We start from the raw sequence: 17,050 nt of genomic DNA, 5'->3' as shown, positions 1-17,050 counted from the left end.
AAACCTGTTGCCAGTGGGCGGCTTGCCGCTCCTCGCCGGGACCGGCCGGAGGCCGCATGCCCGGCGAGGAAAGGGCGTCGTCGGCCTCTGGGAGGGTGGGCGAGCAAGAGAGAAAAGGTGCCCGACTCTCGTCATCGTTGGCACAAGCGGCTGGTCGGGTGCTCGTAGCTGGAGTCGCACGGTTTCAAGATCGGAGCGATTGCCCCCGGCACGTGATTTGAGGGGCAACCCCTTCATGCGCCCGATCAGCAAGCTTTCGATCATCGCTGCCGTTGCCTGCGTCACCGGACTGGCCTTCGCCGGTCCCGCCCTGGCTGAGGAGCCGGTGGCGACGCTTCGTGCCACCGGCAGTTGGAAGAGTGAGATCTTCACGCACGTGACGTCGTCGCGGTGCAGGGACCACGCCAATTCGATCTACGTGGAGACGGGCAAGGACGGGGCTTACTCCGACCAGCCGTTCTTCCTGCAGGTGCCGTAAGGGCCCAGTCGACGGCCGTGGCCGGGAGGTTGATCACGTGGGGTCTGCGGTGGAGTGCAACGCATCGTTGCACTCCGTCTGACCTCGACCGCCGGCGACCAATGAGGAACCCGCGCCGTGACGGCGCGGGCTTCCTGGCGTGTCTGAGCGAATGCCTCTCGGATCCATGCCGTGTGGTTGTGAGGCGATGGTCGGTGACCGGACGCACGATGTCATCGGAGCGCGTGGCTCAGTGCCGTGCCGGTTGCCAGGCGCACCGTGCTCTTCGTCCACCCGCGGATCGCCCATGTCCGGCGGTGAGGCAGGACCGCCCACCGGGAAGCTCGGTGGGGCGTTGCCTCCCGTGGACGGGCTCCCGGCACGGGTGCCGGGAGCCCGTCTCGTCAGGACGCGAACAGGCGCAACTCCGAGAGTTGCCCCGCGGGCCAGGCGGTGTTGCCGGTGAAGGTCAGCCGCACGTACCGGGCGGTCGTCATGTTGAAGCCGACCGTCGTCGGCGACGCGCCGAACGGGTAGGCGCGGGAGGCGACGATCGGGAAGTAGGTGCTGCCGTCGTTGCTGCCCGAGATGGCGATCGTCTGGGTGCGGGCCGGCCAGCCCGGCGGCAGGGTCAGCTCCGCCTGGTGCAGCTTGACCGGGCCGCCCAGGTCGACGGTGTAGTTCTGCGGGAAGGCGTTGTTCGGGCTCTCCCAGTACGTCGAGGTGTTGCCGTCGACGGCGTTGCCGGCCACATAGCTCTGCACGTGGGAGGCGGTGACCGGGCGTCCCTGGGCGGCGTTCTTGCCGGTCGCCGAGAACGCCTCGATCTCGGCGATCTTCAGCGTCGGCGACCACGGGCCGGTCGGGAACTGCAGCGCCACGCAGCAGCCGTGGACGGGCGGCAGCGTGACGGTCACCGTGTTGCCCGTCGCGGGGTTGAACGCGTAGTTCGCCTCCGGCACGACGGTGGAGTAGTCGCTGAACCCCTCGTAGGCGGCGCGTACCGCGAACCGCAGCGTTCGGGCCGGTTCGCCCGCCGGGAGGGTCACGGTGACCTTGTCGAAGGTGCGCCGCCCGCCGGTGAACGCCAGGTTGATGTTGGCGAAGACCCGGTCGGAGGGCACCTCCCAGTAGGTCGCGGGGTCGCCGTCGACCGTCATGTAGCCCCAGTGGTCGGGGGTGCCGGGCAGGCCCACGTTGTAGCCCACGGCCAGCGGCAGTTCCGTGCCCGGGGCGACCGGGTTGGCCAGCGCGAGCTGCACGGCCGCGTACGCGTCGAGCTTGCCGTTGCCCCACGTGGCGTTGACGTCGCCGGCCGAGGCGCACGAGGTGTCGGGCATCGGCACGGCGCTGTCGTTCAGCACGATCCGGGTCAGGTCGACCATGCCGCGCAACCTCGGCACCTTCGACCAGACGAGCGCGACCGTGGCCGCCGTGTGCGGGGAGGCCATCGAGGTGCCGCTGGCCACGCCGTAGCCGCCGCCGGGGATCGTGGAGCGCACGTCGACGCCGGGCGCGGCGAGGTCGGGCTTGTACCAGGACATGCCCGAGCCCCGGCTGGAGAAGGGCGCGATGACGTCGTTCACGTCGAACGCGCCGGTCGCGTACGCGCCCAGCTGGACGCCGGGGGAACTGCCCGTCTCGCAGCCGGGGCCGTCGTTGCCGATGGAGAACGCGGGGAAGATGCCGGCCTGCGTCCACGAGTAGACGACGTCGGAGTACCACTCCGAGTAGCCCAGGCCGCCCCACGAGTTGTTGATCACGTCGGGGGCCAGGTCGGGCCGGGGGTTGTTGCCCGAGGCGTCGGTCGGCGCGAGCATCCACTGCCCGGCGAGCAGCAACGAGGCGGCGGTGCAGGTGGTGGACGGGCACGCCTTGGCGGCGATCCACTTCACGCCGGGCGCGACGCCGACCTGGTTGACCCCGTCGTCGCCGACCATCGTGCCCATCGTGTGGGTGCCGTGCCCGTTGACGTCGCAGGGCGCGGCGGAGGGGCAGCCGCCTTCGGGGTTGTACCAGTTGTAGGCGTGGTTCCCGGCCGCCCCGCCCCGGTATGAGCCGACCAGCGCGGGGTGGTCCCACTGCACGCCGGTGTCGATCCCGGCGACGACGATGCCCTCGCCCCTGGTGCCGTAGCCGCTCCAGACGTCGTCGGCGCGGATCTTCTCGACGTTCCACTCGATCCCCGCCATCGCCCCCGCCTGACGCGTGACGGCGGTGTGCAGCTCGATGGGCTCGTCGGCGTCGATCGCGGTCACCTCGGGCCGCGCGGCGATCCGGTCGATGAGGGCCCTGTCGCCCTTCACCAGGACGGTGTTGGAGATCCAGAACGCGGTGTGGTCGGCCCCGGCGGCGTCCGCCAGGGCCAGGACGTCCTTCTGGGAGGTGGCGGCGACGGCCTTGTTGGCGTCGATGACGTCCACGGGACCGGTCGCGCGGGTGAGATCGGCCTTTCGCGCGAACCGGACCCAGAAGGAGGTCTCGCCTCCGTCGGCCGCCTCCGACCGGACCTCGGCCGCGATCTTCGGCGAGGGGGTCGGCTCGGCGTCCGCCGGACCGGTCGTGACCGTCCAGCCCAGCAGACCGAGTAACAGCAGGTACACGGTCTTCCTGGGCCGGCGGCCTCGAACAGGAGTGATCATCATGTCGGCAGCATATATCCGCAATTACGTAGCAAGATTGCGCAAATCTGCCAGATCTGATTCGTAATAAGTTCGACTAGGCGTCGCGGCGCAGTGTGAACCAGAAGGTCGGCACCGCGTTGGTGCCCGGTGTGACGTCGAGGAGTTCCCAGCCGGCGAACCTGGCGTGGAGCTCGTCGGCCGTCACGCCCGCCGCCCACGACGTGATCTCGGTGGTCGGGCCGCCGAGCGGCTCGGGGCCGTACCCGAACATCAGCAGCCGTGCCCCGGGAGCGGCACGGCGGGTGAGCCCGGCGGCGTAGGCGTCGCGGCGGTGCAGCGGGATCCCGCAGTAGCAGCTCAGGTCGAAGAACAGGTCGAAGGGGCCCGGCACGTCCAGTTCGTCGAGGCGGGTGGCGTCTCCGTGCAGCAGCCGTACCGCGACTCCCGCCTCCGCGGCCTTCTTCCTGGCCCGGTCGACGGCGTGGTCGATCAGGTCGACGGCCGCCACCTCCCAGCCGTGCCGTGCGAGGTAGACGGCGTTGGTCCCGGTGCCGCAGCCGAGTTCGAGGGCCCGGCCGGCCGGCGGCGCGCCAGGCCCCTCGACCAGGGCGACCAGCTCGGGCGGGGTCACGCCGGTGTCCCACGGCGGCTTGCCGGCGCGGTAGTAGCCCTCCAGCGCACGGTGGACGGCCTCCTCCTCCGGGTCTCGCCCGATGAGCCGGTCCATGTCTCCTCCAGTAGTTAGAGTTGAACTCTAGTGACGAACTCTAGAGTTATGCTCATGCCATGGACGATGTCAAGCGGCCGGACAAACGAGCCGAGCGCTCACGCCGCACGCGAGAGAAGGTGGTCGAGGCGGCCCGCGAGCTGTTCCTCGCGCAGGGGTACGGGGCGACGAGCCTGCAGGAGGTCGCCGATCGGGCGGGCGTGGCCGTCCAGACGGTCTACTTCGTCTTCCGCAACAAGCGCACGCTGTTCAAGGACGTCGTCGACACGTCCATCGCCGGGGACACGGCGCCGGTCGCCACCATGGACCGTGAGTGGTTCCGCGCCGCGTGCGCCGAGCCCACCGCGGCCGGGCAACTGCGCGCGCACGTCCACGGCACCCGCGAGATCCTGGGCCGGGTCGCCCCGATCATGCCGCTGATCGCGGCGGCCGCGGCCACCGACCCCGAGATCGCCGCGCAGTGGCCCGGCGGTCCCGACCCCCGTCACACCGTCCACCACGCGGCGGCCGAAGCGCTGGCCCGCAAGCCCGACACGCGCCCCGGCCTCTCCGTCGAGATGGCGGCCGACCTGCTGTTCGGCCTGCTCAGCCCGCAGCTCTACCTGATCTTCGTGCACGACCGCGGCTGGTCGCCCGACACGTGGGAAGAGTGGGCCCGCACCACCCTGACCGCACAACTCTGCGTCCCCGGGCGCCGTTGAGAACGGGGCGGGCCCGGGCCCGCCCCGTCACGTCAGAGGGTCGACGTGTACGACACGAACGAGGCCCGGTTGACTCTCGTCGTGCCGTTCCAGCAGACCACGTTGCGCACCGTGGCGATCCCGCTGAACGTGTTCCACAACATCTGCAGGTTGCAGTAGTCGGCCGTGTTGCCGTAGGCCGTCACCTGCACGTGGTCCTGCGCGAAGCCGACCTTCGGGAAGGTGACCATGCGCAGGCCGGTCCCGGAGCTCTGCACGGTGTTGATCGCGCTCTGCGAGTTGAAGTTGACGCCCGCCGGGGCGGGCGCGTAGGGGCCGACGTTCGACGGGGTGTGGTCGAAGGTGTACGCGTACGTCTTCGGCGGCACCCAGCGCCCGTTGATGTTGCGTTCACGCTGGTAGGTGAAGGAGAACCCGCTGTTCTGCGGCGTGTTGGCCGCGTTGAAGCAGCGCACCTCGGCCTGTTGCGCCGCCGAACCGGGCGCCCACATGACGACCTTGCACCGGGCCGGGGCGAGATCGTTGACCGCCGTCACCTGGAGGTTGCCCGCCGCGGCCGTGAAGCCGAGGCCCGGGAGGGTGACCTTGTACCAGCCGACGCCGAGCACGCTGACGATGTTACCCAGACCGGCCGAGTTGTACTGGGTGACGATGCCGGCGTCGTAGTGGACGTACCCGAACGCCGACGTGGCCGGGCCGGTCATCGGGCCGCTGCTCTCGGAGTAGGTCACCGTGAAGGGCACCGTCACCGGCGAGCCGCCGAACTGGTGGCACCGGACGTAGACGATCATGTCCGGGCCGACCGGCATCCACTTGGCGGCCTGGCAGACGGCCGGGCCGTCGTACACGGCGGTGACGTGGACGACGCCGCCGAAGCCCGCGATCTGCGGGAACCGGACGATGGTCTCGCCGGGCACGCCCGGCGTCACGCTGACGTTGAAGCCACTCGGCCAGCTTCCAGCCTGGTGGCTGAGGCTGGGGACACCGGCCGGGACGTTGACGTAAGCGAACCCCCAGCGGTTCGGCACCGCTGCCTGGGCCGTGGGGGCGGCGACCTGGATCACGCCCAGCGCGACGGCCACGCTGAGCAGAATCCTCGATAATCGCGACATGTGCTTCCTCTCGGTGCGACGAGTTGTCACGCCGTTCATAAACCGGAAACACGAGTGGGAAAAGGAGGCGTTCCGCCAGGTGAGACGCCTAATTCGAAATAATGTCACATGACATGGCCGAGTTGACCCCGCGGTTGCGTCCGGGCGACCGGGTGGCGGTGGTCGCGCCCAGCGGGCCGGTGTCGCCCGAACGGCTGGCGTACGGCTGCGACCGGCTGCGCGCGGCCGGTCTCGACGTGGTCGTCGGGGAGCACGTCCTGGCGCGGCACGGCCTGTTCGCCGGGACCGACGAACAGCGGGCCGCCGACCTGACGGCCGCCTGGTGCGACGAGCGGGTGCGCGCCGTGTTGTGCGCGCGGGGCGGCTACGGCGCGTTGCGGCTCCTCGGCCGACTCGACCCCGGCCGGTTCGCCGCCGCCACGCCCAAGCCGCTGGTCGGCTCCAGCGACGTGACCGTCCTGCACCGCTGGCTGGCCGAGCACACCGGCGCGGTCGGCCTCTACGGCCCGATGGTGGCCGGCACCGCGCTGGGCACCGACCGCCTCGGCGACCGGTGGGCCGCCGAGCTGATCCGCACCCTGATGTCGCCCGACCAGACGCGGCGGCTGCACTGCCCCGACGCGGTCGAACTCGTGCCCGGCCGGGCCGAGGGCCCGGTGACCGGCGGCAACCTCAACCTGCTGGCGGCGCTGCTGGGCAGCCGCGAGGCCGGGTCGGCGGCCGGCCGCGTCGTGGTGCTGGAGGACGTCAACAAGGAGGCCCACCGGCTCGACCGGCTGTTCACCCAGCTGCTGCGCGCGGGCTGGTTCGACGGCGCGGCCGGGGTGGTGGCGGGCCGGTGGCGGAACTGCGGCCCCGATCCCGACGCGATCCTGTACGAACGCCTCGCGCCGCTGGGCGTGCCCATCCTGGCCGGGTTCGACGTGGGCCACGGCCCCCGCCAGCTGACCGTGCCCCTCGGCGTCCCGGCCGTGCTGGACACCGGGAGCCGGTCGCTGACCTACACCGTCCCGGCCCTGGCCTGAAGGCGGAACAGGTCGTCGAGCCCGACCCCGGCCAGCGACGGCAGCACCAGGTCGGCGGCGGCCAGGTCGTGCCCGGCCGTGAGCGGCCCGGGGACCGCCACGCAGCGCAGCCCGGCGGCCTTGGCGGCGGCGACCCCGGTGGCGGTGTCCTCGATCGCGACCGCCGCCTCCGCCGTCGCGTCCAGGCCCGCCAGCGCCGCCAGGTAGACGTCCGGCGCGGGCTTGGCGGCCGCGACGTCGTCGCGGCAGAACACCGCGGTGAACTCCGCCAGGAGCCCGAGCCGGTCGAGATGGCCGGTCACCCACTCCCGGGCCGCGCCCGAGGCCACGGCGGCCGTCGCCCCGGCGGCCCGCGCCTCGGCCAGCAGCTCGCGCACGCCCGGCAGCACCGGCAGGTCGAGGGCCAGCTCCCGCACCCGCGTGCGGATGCGGAGGACCGCCGCCAGCGGATCGCCGCCCGCCTCCCCGAGCACGTCGGCCACCCGTTCGGGCCGCAGGCTCTGCTGCCCCAAAGTGGCCAGGAACGCCTTTTCGTCGAAATGGATGTCAAGGTCGGCGCACTCGGCCCGCCATCCGGCGACCACCGCCGACTCGGTGTCGACGATCACCCCGTCGAAATCGAAAACCAGAATCCGGCCCGCCATTGTGCCTCCTATTTCCGGATATGTATATATGCCAATTTGTGCGTGTGTTTGATAACGTGCTGAACGCGACATTTCACCGAGGCCGGGGCGCAGCGTCGGGAGGACGAAATGGATATCGGGCTGGTGGGACTCGGCCGGATGGGGGCCGGCATCGCACGGCACTGGTTGCGGGACGGTCATCGGGTGGTGGGCCAGGACCTCGACGACGCGGCGACCGCCGGTCTGCTGGACGAGGGCCTCGAACGGGCCGGCGACCTCGCGGCGCTGGTCGCCGCCCTGCCCGCGCCGCGCACGGTGTGGACGATGTTGCCGGCCGGTCCGCCGACCCGCGAGGTGACCGCCTACCTCGAAGACGCTCTCGAACCGGGAGACCTCCTGATCGACGGGGGGAACACCAACTTCCACGAGACGGTCGAGCGGGCCGCGCGCTGCCGGGAGAAGGGGTTGCGGTTCCTCGACGTCGGCACGTCGTCGGGGCTGCTCGGCCGGGCCGAGGGCTACTGCCTGATGGTCGGCGGCGACCCCGATCTGGCGGCGGAGACGATGCCGATCCTGCGGAGCATCGCCCCCGAGGGCGGATGTCGGTACGTCGGCCCCTCCGGAGCCGGCCACTACGTGAAGATGATCCACAACGGCATCGAATACGGGCTGCTGGAAGCCTATGCCGAAGGCTTCGAGGTGCTCAAGGCCAGCACGTACGACCTCGACCTGCCGGCCATCGCCGAGTTGTGGCGGCACAACAGCCTCGTCCAGTCGCGGCTGCTCGACCTGCTCGCCGGGAAGCTCGACGCCGATCCGCAGTTGTCGAAGTTCTCCGACTACGTCGAAGACCTCGGGACGGGCCGCTGGGCGGTGCTGGAGGCGATCGACCGCAACGTCCCGGCCCCCGCGATGACCGCCGCCCTGCTGACGCGGTTGCGCTCCCGGCAGGAGACGTCCTTCGGCGGGCAGGTCCTCTCGGCGTTGCGGGAGGAGTTCGGCGGTCACGTCGTCAACCGGCCCCATGGACCGGTGGCCTGACCGGAGGGTCCGGTTCCGGACCGCCACGACCCTGTCGGGCCTGCCCCGCCTCACGCCCGCCGCGTTCGACCTCGACGCGGGCGCGGCCGGGGCGCCGGCCCGGCTGCTCGGCGTCGAGTCCGACGGACGCTGGCGCTGCTCCTACGTGACGGCGGAATCGGCCGACGGCCTCGACGCGCTGGTGCCGCTCTACCGCCCGGCCGGGCGCGTCTGGCCCGACCGGGCCTACGCGCCGGACCCCGGGATCACCGCCGACCGCTGCCTGCTCGTCGGCGGCGTGTACGACCGCCGCACCGCCCTGCACCTGCCGGCGGCCCTGGCCCCGGAGGCGCTGCGCGAGGCGGCCCGGATCGCCGTCGAGGAGGACCGCTGCCTGGTCTTCCCGTTCCTCTACGCCCGCGCCCGCCGGACCGTCGACGCCGCCACCGGCGGCCGGGTGCGGTGGACCGTCCTGGCCCACGAGGCCCGGTTCACGCTCGGCGAGCCGGCGTCGCGGGTGCGCGGGGTGCTGCGCCGCGACCGGCGGCTGATCGAGCGGGCCGCCACCACCGCGTCGGTCGTGCCCTGGCGGGACGCCGACCCGGCGACCGCCCGGCTCGTCGCCGACCACAACCTGCGCATGGGCGAGTTCGACGACCCCGAGTTCGTGCGCCTGCGGTACGACCAGTGGGCCGCCTGCGCCGGGGTGGAGGTGATCGTGTTCGACGGGCGCGCCGGGCCGCATCACGGCGTGCTCACCGCGCTGGTCTGGCGCGGCGGCCTCGAACTGCACGAGATCGGCCTGCCGCCGTCCGGCGACCCGGCCCGGCTGGCGCTCTACCTCGACCTGATCTACCACCGCCCGCACGCGTACGCCCGCGCGCACCGGCTGACCGCCGTCCGCGCGGGCACCGCCGCCCGGACCCCGAAGGCGTCGAGGGGGGCGGCGTTCGAGCCGCTGTACGGCGGCGTGCTCGACGCCGAGGACACCAGGCGGCTCGCGCGCGGGCCCGATCCGAGGAGTACCGGATGACCCAGTCAGAGGTGGCCGGCCTGATGGCCGAGATCCTGGAGACCGACGACCTGGCGGCCGACGAGAGCTTCTTCGAGGTCGGCGGCACCTCGTTCCTGGTGCTGACGCTGATCGCCCGCATCCAGGAGCGCACCGGCGTGACCCTGCGCATGATCGACGTCATCCGCCGCCCCACCCCGGCCGGGGTGCACGAGCTGGTGGACGGCCACGCGTGACCGTCTGGACCGCCTTCCGGCACCACGCCGAACGCCACCCGGACCACCCGGCGATCCGGTCCGACGCCGGGGTCGTCACCTACGGCGACCTGCGGGCCCGCGCCGAGGACCTCGGCGATCGGCTGGGCGGGCTGCGCGGCGGCCTGGTCGCGCTCGACACGGGAGACCCGGCGCTGGGCGCGCCGGCCTACCTCGCCGCCGCCCGTTCCGGGGTCGCGCTGATGCCGCTCAACCAGGACAGCCCGCCCCGGCACCGGGCCGCCGTGCTGGCGGACGCCCGCCCGGCGGCCGTCCTGCGGCCGGGCGACACCGCGGACCTCGACGTCGTGCCTGCGGCGGGCGTGCCGCGCACCGGGCTCGACGAGGTGGCCTACCTGCTCTACACCTCCGGCTCGACCGGCCGCCCGAAGGGCGTGCTGGTCTCCCACACGGCGCTGGCCGACCGGCTGACCGGCCTGGCCGCCGTGCCGGGGCTGCGGCGAGGGCAGAGCATGCTGGCGATGACCGCGTTGTCGTTCGACATCTCGATCGCCGAGCTGCTGCTGCCGCTGACCGTCGGCGGCACCGTGGTCGCCGCCCCGGAGGAGGCCCGCCTCGACCCGGAGATCTTCGCGGCGGTGGTGCGCCGCCACTCCCCCGACGTCCTGCAGGCGACCCCGAGTTTCTGGCGGCTGGCCGTGGCCGCCGGCTGGCCCGGCGCGCCCGACGCCGACCTGTGGTGCGGCGGCGAGGAGCTGACGACCGGTCTGGCCGCGCGGCTCCTCCCCCGGAGCCGCCGTCTCTGGAACGTCTACGGCCCGACCGAGGCGACCATCTGGGCCTCGGCCCAGATGGTCGCCTCCCCCGGCGACGTGGCCCTCGGCGCGGCGCTGCCGGGCAGCGGCCTGTGCCTGTCTCCCGAGGGCGAGATCCTCCTGTACGGCCACGGCCTCGCCCTCGGCTACCTCGACCGGCCCGGCCTGACGGCCGACCGTTTCCGCCCGCGCGAGACCGGCGACGGCGTCCGGCTCTGCTACCACACCGGCGACCGGGGCCGGTCGCGCGGCGACGGCCGGATCGAGTTCCTGGGCCGCGACGACGACCAGGTCAAGCTGCGCGGCCACCGCATCGAGCTCGGCGAGATCGAACGCACCCTGGAGACGCACGAGAGCGTGTCGGAGGCGGTGGTCGTGGTCAGCGCCCGCGACGACCCGGCCCGCACCCACCTCACCGCGTTCGTCGTCGGCGACGGCGTGGACGTCCGGAACCTGCGCCGCTGGCTGGCCGAACGGCTGCCCGCCGCCATGCGTCCCGCCCGCATCGAACCCGTGGACGCGCTCCCGAGGACCACCGCGGGCAAGATCGACCGCCGGGCGTTACGGTGACCGGCCCCCTGGCGGTCCTGGTCGCCGACCGCGCCTCCCTGACCCCGGCGGAGATCGTCACGGCCGCCGGTGACAACCTGCCGGTCCTGTTCGTCCTGGACCACAAGACCGACGACCGCCTCCGGCTGGTCGCCGAGGCGCTGGCCCCCACCGTGCACGCCGACTTCGCCGACGCCGACGGTTGCGCGGCCGCCATCGCCGCCGCCGGGGCCCACGCCGTGACGACGTTCACCGACCGGCTCTGCCCCCTGGCCGCGCGCATCCGCCACGACGTCTGGAGCGGCAAGGACGAGCAGCGCCGCCGCCTGGTCGCGGCCGGCGTCTCCCGGGTCCGGTCGGCCGTGCTCGACCACCCGGAACAGGTCCGGCCGCTGCTGGCCGGGTGGGGCGGCGGCGTGGTGGTGAAGCCGGTCGACGGCGTCGCCAGCGCGCACACCTGGTTGCTCCGCACCCCCGCCGACGTCGACGCGTTCGCCGCCGCCGCCGGCCCGCACCGGCTGTTCGCCGAGGAGTTCATCGCCGGGCTGCCCCGCGCGACGCCGCTGCCGGCCGACTACGTCTCGGTCGAGATGGTCGGCCCGCTGGCGTTCGTCACCGACCGCGCCCCGCTGGCCGCGCCGTGCCGGGAGACCGGGCTGATGTGGCCGACGTCGCTGCCGGAGACGTCGGTGGCCCGGCTGGTGGCCACCGCGGGCGACGCGCTCGCGGCGCTCGGGGCGGGCCCGGGGAGCTACCACGTCGAGCTGAAGCCGGGCCCCGACCACGACGAGATCATCGAGGTCAACGGCCGTCTGGGCGGCTTCGTCGCACGCGCGGCCCGCTACGGCTCCGACGTCGACGTGGCCCGGCTGGCCCTCGACGTCGCGGCCGGCGCGGCCCCGGAGGCGCCCGCGATCGGGTGGCGGCGGTGCGTGGCCGTGTTGTTGTTCCCCGCGCCGCAGGCCGCGCGGCGGATCAGCCGGGCTCCTGACCGCCGGAGCCTCGGCCGCCGCCCCGGGGTGCTGGCCGTCGACGAGGTGCGCGGCGCCGGGGAGCCGTGCGACTGGCGGCGCGGCACCGACGACGCGGTCGCCACGGTCTGGCTGACGGGCGAGGACCACCAGGAGCTCTGGGACCGGTTCCGCGACCTGGCCGACCACCTCCAGTCGGCGTTCACGTTCACCGACGAGCGGGGCGAGCCGGTGACCGGCGAGGACTGGCCCGCATGCCTACGCTGATCACCTCGCCCGTGCGCCGGTACGTGGCCGGTTCGTCGGTGTCGGCGTTCGGCAACCAGATGGCGGCCGTCGCGCTGCCGGTGGCGCTGATCTGGCACGGCGCGAGCGCCGCCGTCCTCGGGGTGGTGCTCGGCGCGGCCATCCTGCCCAAGACGGTGTTCCTGCTGGCCGGAGGCGTGATCGGCGACCGCCTCGACCGCCGGACGGTATTGATCGTCGGCGACCTGCTGATGGCGTGCACGCAGGTCGCGACCGCCCTGCTGCTGTGGCACGGCGGCACGGGCCTGCTGCACCTGCTGGTCCCGGTCCAGGTCCTGTACGGCTGCGCGAACGCCCTGGCCGTCCCCGCGCTCATCGGCGTGCTGCCGCAACTCGTCCCGGTGACCGGCCTGCAACGGGCCAACGCACTGCTGCGCACGGCCATGAACACGGCGGCGGTGCTCGGCCCCCCGGCCGCCGCCGGGATCGCGGCCGTCTGGCGGCCGGAGTGGGCGCTGGTGGCGAACGCGGCGACGTTCCTGGTGTCCGCCGCTGCGGTGGCCGGGCTGCCGAGACTGTCCGCGCCGGCCGCCCGCGCGTCGTTCGCGCGGGAGCTGGCCGAGGGGTGGTCGGTGTTCCGCCGCACGACCTGGGTGTGGCTGATGGTCGGGTCGTTCGCCGTCTACCAGGCCACCGTGCTGCCGGTGGTCTTCGTCCTCGGGCCGCTGATCACCGGGGACGCGGGCGGCTGGGCCGCCGTGCTGACGGCGCGCAGCGCCGGGGCCATCGCCGGGGGCCTGCTGCTCCTGCGCTGGCGGCCAAAACGCCCGGTCGCCCTGGCCTGCGCGCTCCTGCTGCTCGACCTGCCGTTCCTGCTGGGCCTGACCGCCGGGCTGCCCGTGGTGACGCTGGTGCCGGCCTCGGTCGTGGCGAGCGTGGGGCTGGTCGCGGCCGACACGTTGTGGGAGTCGGCGCTGCAGGAGAACGTCGATCCGGCCGTCATCTCGCGGATCAGCTCCTACGACTGGATGGGGTCGGTGTTCTTCGCCCCGCTCGGCTACCTGGCGGTCGGGGCGGTGGCCGCCGCGGCCGGCACGCCGGCGACCGTCGTCGCGATCACCGTCGTGCACGCCGTCGTCCACCTGTCGCTCCCGCTGGCGCGGCCGATCCTGGCCGTGCGGCGGGCCCCGTCGTGAAGAGAGGTTCGATCATGGACGAGTACCTGCGGTCCCGGTGGCGGCGGCTCGCGCCCGGTGACGGCTTCCTGTCGGGCCCCGGCGGCGTGGCGGCGATGGTCGCCTTCGTGGTGGGCCTCCAGCAGGCGGGTCTCCCGGTCAGCATGCGCGACCTGCTCCGGTCGCCGACCGTGCCGCTGCTGGCCGAGGCGCTGCGGGGCCGCGAGACCGGTGCGCCCGGGGAGTATCCCGCCTTCGCCGACCTGTGGGAGGAGAGCACGTCGGTGTGGTCCGCCGAAGCCGACACGCTGGTGCCGCTGGCCGACGGCGCGGGCCCGCCGCTGTTCTTCGTGCACACCGGCCTCGGCCAGGTGCGGTTCGTGCACGAGGTCGTGGACGACTTCCGGCGCGGCCGCCCGGTCTACGGCATCGAGGCGATCGGGCTGCGCGACCGCACGCGGCCCCCGCTGTCGATGACGGAGATCGCCGCCCAGTACGTCGCCCAGATCCGCCGCGTGCAGCCCCACGGCCCCTATTCGATCGGCGGGTTCTGCATGGGCAGCCACGTGGCGTTCGAGATGGCCCACCGGCTGACCGAGGCGGGCGAGGAGGTGCCCGTCCTGGCGCTGATGCCCTCGGCGTTCTCGCTGGACGCGGGCGGGGTGAACTCGATCAGGCCGGGCGTGCGGCAACGACCGGCCGGGACCGGGCCGGCCGACCTCTACCTCGAACGGCTCGCCTACGTGCAGCTCATGTTCGGCGACCTCGACCTGGCCGCGAACCGCGCCGACGTGCTGGAGGTCTTCGAGGAGACCTTCCGGCTCGACGGGGTGAAGCCGGCGGACCTCTTCTGGCACGCCGTGGTGGCCGCCGCGGGCGCGTTCGCGCAGGAGAACTACGATCCCCGGCCGTACCGGGGGCCGGCCCTGGTCTTCCAGACGGCGCGGACCGCGACCGGCGAGGCCGCCGACTGGACGCCCGTGGCCCCGAACGCCCGGAACGTCGTCCTCGACGAGGAGGACAGCCTGGGCCTCATGCGGACCCGGGAGTTCGCCGACGCCGTGGCTTAGCGACACACCGCGCGGGAACTCTCCACGCGGCCATCTGCCGCTTAACCTGCGGAAATATGTCCAACCACTTCACCGGCCTCAGCCTCGGCCCGCCCATGGGCGACCAGCGTCTCGACCTGTGCGACCTCTACGCCTTCACCGCGCCCGGCGACCCCGACCGGACCGTGCTCATCCTGAACGCCAATCCGAACGCCGACGCCCTGCACCCGGACGCGATCTACCGGATGAACGTCGACACCGACGGCGACCTGCTGACCGACGTCGCCTTCAGCTGGGTGTTCGGCCAGCCGGGGGCCGACGGCTCGCAGACCTACAGCGTCACCATGGCGACCGGCGAGGAGGCGCGGAACCCCGAGGCGGTCGGCACCCCGATCGTGACCGACGCCGCCGTCTCGTTCGGCCCGCGCGCCAACGTGGTCGAGAGCGGCGCGTACACGGTGGCCGCCGGGAGCCGCAGCGACGCGTTCTTCTTCGACTTCGACGGCATCAAGAACCTGTTCGACACCAGCGGCAACCGGAACTTCACCGCGCCCCACCTGGGCGGGAAGTCGCCGTGGACCGGCGTCGACTCCAACACCACCGCCAACGTCTTCTCGATGGCGATCGAACTGCCGACGGCGGCGCTGCGGCCCAGCCCGACCTTGCGCGTCTGGGGCCGGTGCAGCGTCCGGCGCGACGGCGGGCTCGTGCACGCCGACCGCGCCGGGCACCCGTCGATGAGCAGCTTCTTCAACACCGACGACACGAAGGAGGAGTACAACGCCAGCGAGCCGGTCAACGACCGCGAGCGGTGGACCGACCAGTTCGTGCACCTGCTCGGCCACACCGGCGGCTACACGGAGGAGGAGGCGCGCGCCGCGATCGACGACCACGGCCTGCTGCCCGACGTGCTGCACTTCGACCCGGCCAAGCCGGCGTACTACCCCAACGGCCGGACCTTCACCGAGGACGTCATCGACGTCCGGGTCGCGTTCCTGACCAAGAACGAGGCCCCGCCCACCGGCCTGACGCCGCACACCGACACGCTCGACCGGTTCCCGTACCTGGGCGATCCGCACAGGTCCTGAAAAAGCAGTGGACGGGGGGAAGCGCGGGCTTGTAGCTTGCGGTCGACCGTGACTCCGCCCGGGGAGGTGAGACCCATGAACGCTGTATCGACGTGGGTGCTCCCCGATCCGTCACGGCCGGGCGACTGAGGCAGGTGTCGCCGGGAGCGCCGTCATCAAGGCACTCCCGAAAGGCACCACCTGATGAACTCTCCGCAAGTCGACACCGACGTGATCATCGCCGGATGCGGGCCGACCGGCGCGATGCTGGCCGCCGAGCTGCGGCTGCACGGTGTGCGGGTCCTCGTCCTGGAGAAGGAGACCGCGCCGCCCTCGTCCGTCCGCATCGTCGGTCTGCACATCCGCAGCCTCGAACTGATGGCGATGCGCGGCCTCCTCGACCCGATCCTGGAGCACGGCCGGCGGCGTCCGGCCGCCGGCTTCTTCGCCGCCATCGCCAAACCCGCGCCCGAGGGCCTCGACTCCCCCTACGCCTACATGGTCGGCATCCGGCAGCCGGACATCGAGCGCCTGCTCGCCGACCACGCGACCGGACTCGGCGCGCGGATCCGGCGCGGGCAGGCGGTCACCGGCTTCGACCAGGACGACGACGGCGTCACCGTCGAACTGGCCGACGGAGAACGGCTGCGCGCGCGTTACCTCGTCGGCTGCGACGGCGCGCGCAGCACGGTCCGCCGCCTCCTCGGCGTCGGCTTCCCCGGCGAGCCGTCGCGGCACGACACGCTCATGGGCGAGATGGAAGCGACCGCGCCGCCCGAGGAGATCGCCGCCACGATCGCCGGGCTCCGCGACCACCTCCAGCGGTTCTGGATCCGGCCCATCGGCGGCGTCTACAGCGTCGTCGTCCCCGCCGAAGGGGTCGTCGCCGACCGGGCCGAACCGCCCACCCTGGACGACTTCAAGGAACGGCTGCGCGCCCTGGCGGGCACCGACTTCGGCGTGCACTCCCCGCGCTGGTCGTCCCGCTTCGGCGACGCCACCCGGCTGGCCGACCACTACCGGGTCGGGCGGGTGCTGCTGGCCGGCGACGCGGCGCACATCCATCCGCCCATCGGCGGGCAGGGCCTCAACCTGGGTGTGCAGGACGCGGTCAACCTCGGCTGGAAACTGGCCGGGCAGGTCACCGGCTGGGCCCCGGCCGGCCTGCTGGACACCTACCACGCCGAACGTCACCCGGTCGCCGCCGACGTGCTCGACAACACCCGCGCCCAGATGGAGCTCTCGTCCCCCGAACCGGGCCCCCGGGCGGTACGCCGGCTGCTCACCGAGCTGATGGACATCGACGCGGTGAACCGCCGCCTGATCGAGAAGATCACCGCGATCGACATCAGGTACGACTTCGGCCCGGGCCCCGACCTGCTGGGCCGCCGCCTGCCCGACGTCGCGGTGAAGGAGGGCACCCTCTTCGGCCTGCTGCGGCACGGCCGGGGCCTGCTGCTCGACCGGACCGGTGGCCTCACCCCCGGCGGCCGGTCGGACCGCGTCGACCACCTCGCCGATCCGACGGCGGCGCTGGACGTCCCGGCGGTCCTGCTCCGGCCCGACGGCCACGTCGCCTGGATCGGCGACGACCAGCGGGATCTCGACGTCTGCCTGGCCCGCTGGTTCGGCTGATCGAGTTTGTCGGTGCCGGGATCTAGG

At 73.0% G+C, this 17,050-nt stretch carries 16 protein-coding genes; 12 read left to right on the top strand and 4 right to left on the bottom strand.

Annotation, left to right across the window (positions count from 1 at the left end; genetic code table 11):
• Positions 1 to 235: 235 nt before the first annotated feature.
• Positions 236 to 478: a hypothetical protein gene (locus tag AW271_RS05945; protein WP_157553911.1), complete on the top strand. Its 243-nt coding sequence runs from the start codon at positions 236 to 238 to the stop codon at positions 476 to 478.
• Between the two features lie 383 nt (positions 479 to 861).
• Here AW271_RS05945 and AW271_RS05940 read toward each other — a convergent pair whose 3' ends face one another.
• Together AW271_RS05940 and AW271_RS05935 are read right to left on the bottom strand one after the other, a co-directional pair.
• Positions 862 to 3,102 carry a S8 family serine peptidase gene (locus AW271_RS05940; protein ID WP_083976105.1) on the bottom strand — a complete coding sequence of 747 codons (2,241 nt, stop codon included), beginning with the start codon at positions 3,100 to 3,102 and terminating at the stop codon, positions 862 to 864.
• Positions 3,103 to 3,175: 73 nt separating this feature from the next.
• Positions 3,176 to 3,808 carry a class I SAM-dependent methyltransferase gene (locus AW271_RS05935; protein ID WP_062332836.1) on the bottom strand — a complete coding sequence of 211 codons (633 nt, stop codon included), beginning with the start codon at positions 3,806 to 3,808 and terminating at the stop codon, positions 3,176 to 3,178.
• 59 nt (positions 3,809 to 3,867) lie between these two features.
• On the opposite strand from AW271_RS05935, the gene AW271_RS05930 reads away from it, so the two are divergent.
• Positions 3,868 to 4,509 (top strand): TetR/AcrR family transcriptional regulator, encoded by a 642-nt coding sequence (locus AW271_RS05930; RefSeq protein WP_062332832.1) that lies wholly within the window; start codon positions 3,868 to 3,870, stop codon positions 4,507 to 4,509.
• A gap of 32 nt (positions 4,510 to 4,541) precedes the next feature.
• Here AW271_RS05930 and AW271_RS05925 read toward each other — a convergent pair whose 3' ends face one another.
• Entirely contained in the window at positions 4,542 to 5,621 is a 1,080-nt protein-coding gene (locus AW271_RS05925; RefSeq protein ID WP_157553910.1) for a hypothetical protein, read from the bottom strand.
• A 113-nt stretch (positions 5,622 to 5,734) separates the two neighbouring features.
• Between AW271_RS05925 and AW271_RS05920 the strand changes: the two genes are divergently transcribed.
• Complete coding sequence (locus AW271_RS05920; protein WP_218007951.1) at positions 5,735 to 6,646, top strand: S66 peptidase family protein; 912 nt, start codon at positions 5,735 to 5,737, stop codon at positions 6,644 to 6,646.
• On the opposite strand, the gene AW271_RS05915 is transcribed toward AW271_RS05920, so the two are convergent.
• Positions 6,622 to 7,290, bottom strand: coding sequence for an HAD family hydrolase (locus AW271_RS05915; protein ID WP_062332823.1), 669 nt, complete (start codon positions 7,288 to 7,290; stop codon positions 6,622 to 6,624). The genes AW271_RS05920 and AW271_RS05915 overlap by 25 nt on opposite strands.
• A gap of 108 nt (positions 7,291 to 7,398) precedes the next feature.
• On the opposite strand from AW271_RS05915, the gene gnd reads away from it, so the two are divergent.
• The 9 genes from gnd (at position 7,399) to AW271_RS05870 (ending at position 17,023) form a co-directional block, all read left to right on the top strand.
• Positions 7,399 to 8,310: a phosphogluconate dehydrogenase (NAD(+)-dependent, decarboxylating) gene (gene gnd / locus AW271_RS05910; RefSeq protein WP_062332819.1), complete on the top strand. Its 912-nt coding sequence runs from the start codon at positions 7,399 to 7,401 to the stop codon at positions 8,308 to 8,310.
• The gene (locus tag AW271_RS05905; protein ID WP_062332816.1) at positions 8,294 to 9,322 is read left to right on the top strand and encodes a hypothetical protein; all 1,029 of its coding nucleotides are present in this window, start codon (positions 8,294 to 8,296) and stop codon (positions 9,320 to 9,322) included. The genes gnd and AW271_RS05905 overlap by 17 nt, the downstream gene beginning before the upstream one ends.
• Positions 9,319 to 9,537: a phosphopantetheine-binding protein gene (locus AW271_RS05900; RefSeq protein WP_062332812.1), complete on the top strand. Its 219-nt coding sequence runs from the start codon at positions 9,319 to 9,321 to the stop codon at positions 9,535 to 9,537. Before AW271_RS05905 ends, AW271_RS05900 begins: the two co-directional genes overlap by 4 nt.
• Positions 9,534 to 10,901: an AMP-binding protein gene (locus AW271_RS05895; protein WP_062332809.1), complete on the top strand. Its 1,368-nt coding sequence runs from the start codon at positions 9,534 to 9,536 to the stop codon at positions 10,899 to 10,901. The genes AW271_RS05900 and AW271_RS05895 overlap by 4 nt, the downstream gene beginning before the upstream one ends.
• Positions 10,898 to 12,118: an ATP-grasp domain-containing protein gene (locus AW271_RS05890; RefSeq protein WP_062332806.1), complete on the top strand. Its 1,221-nt coding sequence runs from the start codon at positions 10,898 to 10,900 to the stop codon at positions 12,116 to 12,118. Before AW271_RS05895 ends, AW271_RS05890 begins: the two co-directional genes overlap by 4 nt.
• A complete protein-coding gene (locus tag AW271_RS05885) occupies positions 12,106 to 13,293 on the top strand; it encodes an MFS transporter (RefSeq protein WP_062332804.1) in 1,188 nt (395 codons plus the stop codon). Before AW271_RS05890 ends, AW271_RS05885 begins: the two co-directional genes overlap by 13 nt.
• Positions 13,294 to 13,307: 14 nt before the next feature.
• A complete protein-coding gene (locus tag AW271_RS05880) occupies positions 13,308 to 14,342 on the top strand; it encodes a thioesterase domain-containing protein (protein WP_062332801.1) in 1,035 nt (344 codons plus the stop codon).
• Between the two features lie 56 nt (positions 14,343 to 14,398).
• Complete coding sequence (locus AW271_RS05875; RefSeq protein WP_062332798.1) at positions 14,399 to 15,409, top strand: DUF4331 family protein; 1,011 nt, start codon at positions 14,399 to 14,401, stop codon at positions 15,407 to 15,409.
• Positions 15,410 to 15,592: 183 nt separating this feature from the next.
• Positions 15,593 to 17,023, top strand: a complete 1,431-nt coding sequence (locus AW271_RS05870; protein WP_062332795.1) for an FAD-dependent monooxygenase — start codon at positions 15,593 to 15,595, stop codon at positions 17,021 to 17,023.
• Positions 17,024 to 17,050: the final 27 nt, after the last annotated feature.

It is taken from the genome of Herbidospora sakaeratensis, from assembly GCF_001570525.1.
Taxonomy (GTDB): Bacteria; Actinomycetota; Actinomycetes; order Streptosporangiales; family Streptosporangiaceae; genus Herbidospora; species Herbidospora sakaeratensis.
This window is presented reverse-complemented; position numbering and strand designations above follow the sequence as displayed.

Coding starts and splice junctions, on each gene's coding strand:
- AW271_RS05900 (WP_062332812.1), top strand. CDS start 9,319: ATGACCCAGTCAGAGGTGGCCGGCCTGATGGCCGAGATCCTGGAGACC.
- AW271_RS05905 (WP_062332816.1), top strand. CDS start 8,294: ATGGACCGGTGGCCTGACCGGAGGGTCCGGTTCCGGACCGCCACGACC.
- AW271_RS05920 (WP_218007951.1), top strand. CDS start 5,735: ATGGCCGAGTTGACCCCGCGGTTGCGTCCGGGCGACCGGGTGGCGGTG.
- AW271_RS05925 (WP_157553910.1), bottom strand. CDS start 5,621: ATGTCGCGATTATCGAGGATTCTGCTCAGCGTGGCCGTCGCGCTGGGC.
- AW271_RS05885 (WP_062332804.1), top strand. CDS start 12,106: ATGCCTACGCTGATCACCTCGCCCGTGCGCCGGTACGTGGCCGGTTCG.
- AW271_RS05880 (WP_062332801.1), top strand. CDS start 13,308: ATGGACGAGTACCTGCGGTCCCGGTGGCGGCGGCTCGCGCCCGGTGAC.
- AW271_RS05930 (WP_062332832.1), top strand. CDS start 3,868: ATGGACGATGTCAAGCGGCCGGACAAACGAGCCGAGCGCTCACGCCGC.
- AW271_RS05870 (WP_062332795.1), top strand. CDS start 15,593: ATGAACTCTCCGCAAGTCGACACCGACGTGATCATCGCCGGATGCGGG.
- AW271_RS05935 (WP_062332836.1), bottom strand. CDS start 3,808: ATGGACCGGCTCATCGGGCGAGACCCGGAGGAGGAGGCCGTCCACCGT.
- AW271_RS05940 (WP_083976105.1), bottom strand. CDS start 3,102: ATGATGATCACTCCTGTTCGAGGCCGCCGGCCCAGGAAGACCGTGTAC.
- AW271_RS05945 (WP_157553911.1), top strand. CDS start 236: ATGCGCCCGATCAGCAAGCTTTCGATCATCGCTGCCGTTGCCTGCGTC.
- AW271_RS05915 (WP_062332823.1), bottom strand. CDS start 7,290: ATGGCGGGCCGGATTCTGGTTTTCGATTTCGACGGGGTGATCGTCGAC.
- gnd (WP_062332819.1), top strand. CDS start 7,399: ATGGATATCGGGCTGGTGGGACTCGGCCGGATGGGGGCCGGCATCGCA.
- AW271_RS05875 (WP_062332798.1), top strand. CDS start 14,399: ATGTCCAACCACTTCACCGGCCTCAGCCTCGGCCCGCCCATGGGCGAC.